This window comes from Colwellia sp. MB02u-14 (assembly GCF_014076915.1).
Lineage (GTDB): Bacteria > Pseudomonadota > Gammaproteobacteria > Enterobacterales > Alteromonadaceae > Colwellia_A.
Genome location: NZ_JACGUX010000008.1, coordinates 1 through 763, shown reverse-complemented (window position 1 = coordinate 763; position 763 = coordinate 1). Strand labels below are relative to the sequence as shown.

Genomic DNA, 763 nt, shown 5'->3' with positions numbered 1-763 from the left:
AGTCGACAGCTAAAATCGTAGGTTAACAAGCACCTAACAAGACGTTCAAACGGACAAAAAACAGTTGGCTGTTTCACTCCGTTCACAATTTTAGCCAACATTTTTTGCCGCTTAACGTGGCGTTAGGTGTTTCAATAGTTCAGATGGAAATTGTAGACTTTATTGCTAAATCACTAATTATAATCATTTTGGTTTTTGCACCAATTTTTTGTGTGTATAAAAAATATAGTTTTGTGAAGTTATATTTGATTTCAGCACTTATGATATCTTTTATGCTCATTATAGGCGGATATTGGCCTCATTTTTACACCGAGGTACGCCTTGATTTAATGGGTTATGATTCTCTCGGTATGTCTGAAGCAGAACGGTTGCAAAATGTTGCCCCTGAAATGCACGAACAGGCGACGCAACTTCATTGGTCAAATATGGGAGTTGGCTGGCCGTTGAAAGTTATTATTTGGATGGTTATTTTATTACCTTATCCTTTAATTGTTTGGCTTTTCGGGTTCGGTTTTAAAAAATTAAAATTACGGTTTAGTGCCAAAAACACCTAACAAGAAATTCAACAAGGACAAAAAACAGTTGGTTTTTGCTCCTTCGTCGCTTATTTTAACCAACTATTTTTTGCCTGTTAATTGGGCGTTATGTGTAAAGGATTTCACAATGTCTGTAGGAATGAGTCTAGCAATGAAAGCTAAGCAGCCGAAACAAAAACGCTGTGATAGATGTGAATTATATACACCGGAAGCAAGCGATAAATGTA

At 36.3% G+C, this 763-nt stretch carries 1 protein-coding gene; it reads left to right on the top strand.

Annotated elements, in window-relative coordinates; translation table 11 throughout:
- The first annotated feature begins 143 nt into the window (after window positions 1-143).
- On the top strand, window positions 144-554 hold the full coding sequence (locus H4J52_RS02870) for a hypothetical protein (protein WP_182179653.1): 411 nt from the start codon (window positions 144-146) through the stop codon (window positions 552-554).
- Window positions 555-763 lie beyond the last annotated feature (209 nt).

What these genes read in the sequence shown, in the direction of transcription:
- H4J52_RS02870 (WP_182179653.1), top strand. Translation starts at nt 144, where the DNA reads ATGGAAATTGTAGACTTTATTGCTAAATCACTAATTATAATCATTTTG.